This window comes from Neorhizobium sp. SHOUNA12A (assembly GCF_023006505.1).
In the GTDB taxonomy this organism is placed as follows: Bacteria; Pseudomonadota; Alphaproteobacteria; order Rhizobiales; family Rhizobiaceae; genus Neorhizobium.
In genome coordinates, this window is the sequence record NZ_JALBGV010000158.1 from 1 (window position 1) to 5,541 (window position 5,541).

General features: G+C 56.6%; 5 protein-coding genes and 2 pseudogenes. 3 read left to right on the forward strand and 4 right to left on the reverse strand.

The window, feature by feature from the left end:
• The first annotated feature begins 751 nt into the window (after window positions 1-751).
• From MOV63_RS31845 to MOV63_RS31855, 3 genes and pseudogenes are all read left to right on the forward strand, one after another.
• Window positions 752-1,030 carry a hypothetical protein gene (locus MOV63_RS31845; protein ID WP_247039746.1) on the forward strand — a complete coding sequence of 93 codons (279 nt, stop codon included), beginning with the start codon at window positions 752-754 and terminating at the stop codon, window positions 1,028-1,030.
• Window positions 1,031-1,462: 432 nt separating this feature from the next.
• Window positions 1,463-1,846, forward strand: a complete 384-nt coding sequence (locus tag MOV63_RS31850) for a DUF6632 domain-containing protein (RefSeq protein WP_247039748.1) — start codon at window positions 1,463-1,465, stop codon at window positions 1,844-1,846.
• 433 nt (window positions 1,847-2,279) lie between these two features.
• A pseudogene (locus tag MOV63_RS31855) lies at window positions 2,280-2,480 on the forward strand (IS110 family transposase); the annotation flags it as partial.
• 425 nt (window positions 2,481-2,905) lie between these two features.
• Here the strand turns inward: MOV63_RS31855 and MOV63_RS31860 are convergent.
• From MOV63_RS31860 to MOV63_RS31870, 4 genes and pseudogenes are all read right to left on the reverse strand, one after another.
• Window positions 2,906-3,910 carry a HipA domain-containing protein gene (locus MOV63_RS31860; protein WP_247039750.1) on the reverse strand — a complete coding sequence of 335 codons (1,005 nt, stop codon included), beginning with the start codon at window positions 3,908-3,910 and terminating at the stop codon, window positions 2,906-2,908.
• 39 nt (window positions 3,911-3,949) lie between these two features.
• Window positions 3,950-4,258, reverse strand: a pseudogene (locus tag MOV63_RS33110) (HipA N-terminal domain-containing protein); the annotation flags it as partial.
• A gap of 5 nt (window positions 4,259-4,263) precedes the next feature.
• A complete protein-coding gene (locus tag MOV63_RS31865; RefSeq protein WP_247039752.1) occupies window positions 4,264-4,866 on the reverse strand; it encodes a helix-turn-helix transcriptional regulator in 603 nt (200 codons plus the stop codon).
• Window positions 4,867-5,176: 310 nt separating this feature from the next.
• Window positions 5,177-5,326, reverse strand: a complete 150-nt coding sequence (locus tag MOV63_RS31870) for a hypothetical protein (protein ID WP_247039754.1) — start codon at window positions 5,324-5,326, stop codon at window positions 5,177-5,179.
• Window positions 5,327-5,541 lie beyond the last annotated feature (215 nt).

Sequence of the window (5,541 nt, forward strand, 5' to 3'; positions counted from 1 at the left end):
TCATCGCTTAATGCTTGCGCCATCACCCACCTCATCGCTGTGGATGCTGAATCAGCTTCGGCTCGCCGCGTCACCTCACAATCGATTCATCGATCACAGGATCTGCTCTAGTTGGTGCGCCAGATCACTTTTCTTTTGATTTCGCTCGTTCGGGCGCAGGCCATCCCAAGCGGCTAAGAACGCACAGTCAATCTCTATGGACGGCTCCTCGGCTGTGAAATCCCATGATGGCAAACACCTATGTGCGAACAAGTAATCGCTTGGGTGCTTTAGAAAACCGGCCCAACGCCGGACCACGCGGTCTGGCTCAGCCTCAGAATATCGACCTTGAGGAGACCGTTTTGCGGCCGTGCATAGGTATTCCCTGAGAACGTCCAGACGAAGCAAAAGCACCTCGCTGAGCTCCCTACAGGCGACGTTTGATCGAGGGAGGCTCAAGAGCCGCTCGATTGACGTAATGACGCCGGCTATGTTGCAAGCCTCCGCAGCGTGCAAATATACATGCTCTCCATCTTCAGTTTCGAGACCGAGCATTCCGTGAGAAAAGGGAGCATCGTGAAGTCGGCACGACAACGGTTCGTCCCTTTCTTGAGAAAACAGCGTCGCGCGTAGCTTGGTCTTCAGTCTCTGGAAATCAGCTCGATCATAGGTCAAGACACCATTGCTCCTGTAGAAAGCCCCTCATTTTTGCGAGGTTTCCCTGTACCCGGATAGGGATATACCTATGAGGGTGATTCTCGAGGGACGCGGAATGGAATTAGTTGTATACGGGTATCAGATCGTACCGGGCAGTGACGAGTCATTGGGCTTCGAGGCTTCCCCTGAGGACTGCCAACGCGAAGCCGTGGCCGAGCGTGAAGAACTTCGGCGGCATGATCCAGATCTAGAGCCTTTGGGCGCCATGGCCATATATCGCTTCACTTTGGCTTGGCCTGATACCGACGGGCTGCTTGCGGTCTTGAACGAGAAGACTTCGCTGCTCGACGCCATTGTTGTCGATCGCAAGCGTGTAGGTGTTGTGGCCGACTGAAATTTGCGTCCACCACGACGCGCCTCCCTTGCTGACGCACCACCGGCTCGCGAAGGCGAAATTAACCGGGCGAACCGCAAGAACATTCGTTGGACTCACCCTGCTAAAGTCGATAGATTTTTGCTGTCGCTGTGGGCCTCAAATCTCATGCGCCTGATGGGAGGGTGAGATTATGAATGAACCGGTCGTAGAGTTATTCCGCTCGGACGATACATGGGTCGTTAAGATAACCGAGGGCGGCGAAACGGAAGAGCGCGCGTTTAAAATCGAGGCCCATGCGGTTTCCTACGCCGCGGGACAGTCATTTAGGCTGGGTATCCAGCCGCCCATCGTGGATGACACCGTAGCCGCTTAGGACGGCAGCCGATGAATGGTGAACGCTGACGGGGACGAGGCTTTGGGAGAAGCGCCAGCTGTTGGGGAGGAACTGGAATGTTCGATGCCAATCGGCTCTTGTCGGCGGCGCTGATTATCTTCGGGGCAATCTGCTGTCTGCTTTATCCGTTGGCAGCTTTCTGGCCGTCGGGCTGGGCCTGGCACGAGGGCAGTCCCGCTGAAAACAACTACTACATGATGATTGTTGCGATTTACGCGACCCTCGGAGTTTTCCTGATCAGGGCCGCGAAAGCTCCCGTGGCGAACGCATCGTTGATTTGGTTCACTGTCGTCTCAAGTATCGTTCACGCGGGCGTAATGACAGTCCAAGCGCTCGCCAGTCCCATGCATTACGGGCATTTTATAGGCGACATTCCCGCTCTGTTGCTCGTCGCCCTCGTGCTCGGCGTGCTGATGGTCAAGGCTGTCCATTCACAGTAGCGCACCTCCCCTGGCGACGTACGTTTTTTCTGCCGCATTCCATCAGCAAGTTCTTGAAAAGAAACCCTGTTGACTCATCGCCAGACGAGAACATAATTAGAACATCCAGCCGCGCGGTGGGGGTGGCTATCCACATATTATCCACAGCTTGAGGACGCTTGCGCGTGAAGGAATAGCTATGCCTGAACCAATCGCACCCTCGCCTTCCGACTCCGCAGGTGAACTCGAATACATGTGGGCATTCGTTCGGCCGATCGATGATCCCGCAAAGAGCTGCTGGCAGGGCTGGTAGAGCGGGGCGATCAATTGTTTGAGTATTGCCGGGCCGATATTTTTTACGAGATCAATGCGATCAGCATTAAATTATTCGGTAAAGAATGTCGCAAATTTGCGCGAAAAAAGCCAACCTCCTCCGAGGTAATAGTGGAGGAGGATGAACATGAGTGTCGTTGCGACGATCGGACTAGATCTAGCGAAACAAGTCTTTCAGGCTCATGGTGCTGACGCCGATGGCAATACCCTTTTCAACCGGAAACTTCGCCGAGACGAACTTCTCGCGTTCTTCAAAAAGCTTCCTCCCTGCCTTGTCGCTATGGAAGCGTGTGGAAGCTCGAATTACTGGGCACGAGAAATCTGGCTCGCTCTGATGAGTTGAAGCCTTGGTTAGAATTGGGGTCAGTCTACAAGCAGCATCACGCAGATCATACGGCGGGCCGTTCGCAAGAACGGCCCGTTTTCGCGCCGGTCAGTTCGCAGCATCTAAATGGGTCTCCACCGAGTAGCGGAAAGAGCGACTGCGCGTTTGACGATCGTGGTGTTGATTCCACTGGGCGCTGACCCAACGCAGCACGATATTCCCATTCAGAATCGGCTCTGATGCAGATGGGGAGCAGCCCCACGCGTTCATCGCACCGCGAAAGTCACTTAGAGATCAGTCGATCCAGGTAGCGACCGGAAACAGCGGTCTGTCCAGCGGGAAAGGGCGCCTTGCCGCCCATGAACAACTCCGTCCGGTGGAGCGGCGGCGCTTGCACAAGGCATGCAGACCGTGTTGCTTGTTCAACTCAGGAGCCAACCGCCGCCCTTGCCAATGAACGCATCGCGGTTCTTGGCCCTGTCGGGAATTTTAAGACCGAACGCGTCGAGGAGACCCCTCGTGTTGGCGGCGATCAGATCCGCCAGCCGTTTCATTCCCCTTTTGCCGAGGTCGTCGAGATGCGCGGCGAGTTTGTCAGCGATCTCCTGCGCATGGTTCACCCGAATGCGCCGCCGGGCGGCGGCACTGTCGACGCCGAGATCTTTCAGGAACAAGTCAAAGTTCTCGATCGTCACGTCATCGAGCGTGGTGGCTCCGCCGATCCGGTAGGCAAGTTCATCGGTCAGGCCATCGTCCAGACGTGTTGGGAGGATATCGTAACGTGGCGACATCCGCATGCGGCCGCCACGCTCGTAAAGCAGCGCGAAATTCTTGGCGTGCCCGTCGGTATTGCCGACGAGAAGGTCAAACAGCGTCGCCTGGATAAACCTGTCCTTTTCACTGGCAGGATCGGTCGTCGCTTCCAGGACTTTGCGAATTGCGCGGACATCGAAGCGGCGATTGCCTGCGCCACGTCTTTCGTATTTCAGAGAGGCGGGCAAGCCGAGCGCCTGCGCGAAGTCTTCCTGATGGACGCGAACGATCCGGTTGCGGCTATCGCGAGCCCGGTCAAACCGCGTCACGAGCAGCGTGTTGACGCCGCCGATCGGAAGAACCTCGGTCTCGGCGGTATCATAACCGAGGGCGTGCGAAAGCTGCATCGCTTCCTGTTCAAGCAGCGCGTCCTGGAGATGCTCCTGATCAGGCACCTTGAGGATATGCGTCGTTGGTGCACCTGAACCGGCAACGGGCTCAGCGAGCGTTCCGTCCGGCAGAAGCGTCAGGGCAATTTTGCTTTGCATGCCAGCCAAAGGCGAAGGATCTTCCATTCCTGCGGGCAGGCGCTTACGCTTATGCAATGCGTCCACGATCGCTTTCAAGCGGTCACTTTCGAGCGGCACGTAGTCGCGCGCGTAGTCGCCCGGCATCTTTGTGGGTGGCGCGCCGGCGGGAAGGACGGAGAGAGCGCCGGCGCAATCCTTGCCGAGATGAAACAGCAAGCCTGCAATATCATCACGGGCCAGCCCCTCCCGAGCCATGATATCCGATAGAGCATTGTCGCGCTCCTGCAGCAGGTTGTCGAAGAAAGAGCGGGCGACAACATCTTCGAACGGATCTGTCGTCAGGGGCAGAGACAGCGATAGGGGCGTAGCATCTCTACGGGATGCATAATCGCCACGATAGGCAAATGCAATTGCGCCGCGTGGATCGCGGACGAGAACACCGACTGGACTATCGTAGCCGTCAAGGCGAACGTCGAGAGCAAGGATCTCCATCGGCGTCAGCGATCTCGCGCCAACAACGAAATGCCGGCGGCGCGGGCCACTTTCAGGACCTTGTCGAATTCAAGTGTCGTCTTGCCGTTTTCGAATTCGGAAACGAACCGGCGACCGACGCCGGCGAGATCTGCGAAGGCCTGCTGGGAAAGCCGGCGTTCTTCACGGGCGTCGCGCACCATCCGTCCGAGATCTTCGGGTGTGTTGATCTGCTTCGTATTCTCAGGCCGTGCCGCATCTTCAGTTGCCGCTACCTGATCAATCTTTTCGGCTGATGACCCTGTTTGGGATGACGGGTCGACAAGAGTGCGCGGTAGCGAAGCCTGAATTCTCTGGGAAACATCGGGCAGTTTGAGATCGATCTTTGGAATTGAAACGCTGAGGTTTCGCATGACCTCGCCTACGGCACCCGTCTGCGAAATCGCTTTTGCGATCTCGGCGGCCGACGGAGCCGGCTTGGCGAGACTGCTGTAGGCCGCGATATTCCCACTTATGTTTTTGGAGGTACCTGCAGTGGCGAGATGTCGCGCGAGATCATGCGCGGTTGCCCCCGCTCGCAACTCGTTCTGCATTATCTCGTCTTTTGACTTGCTTTGTTTGCGCGCCATCTGGTGCTCCCGAACGGGAACATAAGCCGCCTTCAAGCAGAAATCAAGCGAGTTTTGCTCCCGCACGGTAACAAACAGATATTGGGGGGTACCGTACGGGAGCAACACTCCGCTGCTCGCTGCGGAACAACAACGTGCAGCGGTTAAGGGATGGGCTCCAAAATTCACTGAACCCATCCCGCTATCATAAGCCATGCAGACGCCAACGACGGGGCAAATAGAAAAAAGCCCCGCAGCCGGTTAAGGCTACGGGGCTCTAGGTCCGCCATGAAATGCGCGGATCGAATATGCTCACGAACTCACGAAATGGTCAACGCGGCGGGCGCCCCTGCTGTGCAGCCTCCATCCGCTGCAATATCTCCTTCACGACCTGAATGTCCGAGGCCTGCTTATTGAAGCCGGTCTGGAGGTCCTTGATAGAAGAGGTGATGCTGACGGCGGACTGTTCGGCAACGGTCACGCGATAGGTGAGATTGTCGATCTTTCGGTCAACGTCATTGCCGCGGACTTCTTCGGCCCGGAGCCGTTCGTTGAAGCGATGAGTTCTCTAATTCGATCGGCTTCCCTAGCAGGCTGTTGAAGAAGTCTCTGGATTTGCCTTGAGAATGGCCTCGTCGCCATTGTGGTATGCGAATGCGATCTCGATCGAGCCATCGTCAAGCAATTCGGCATGCC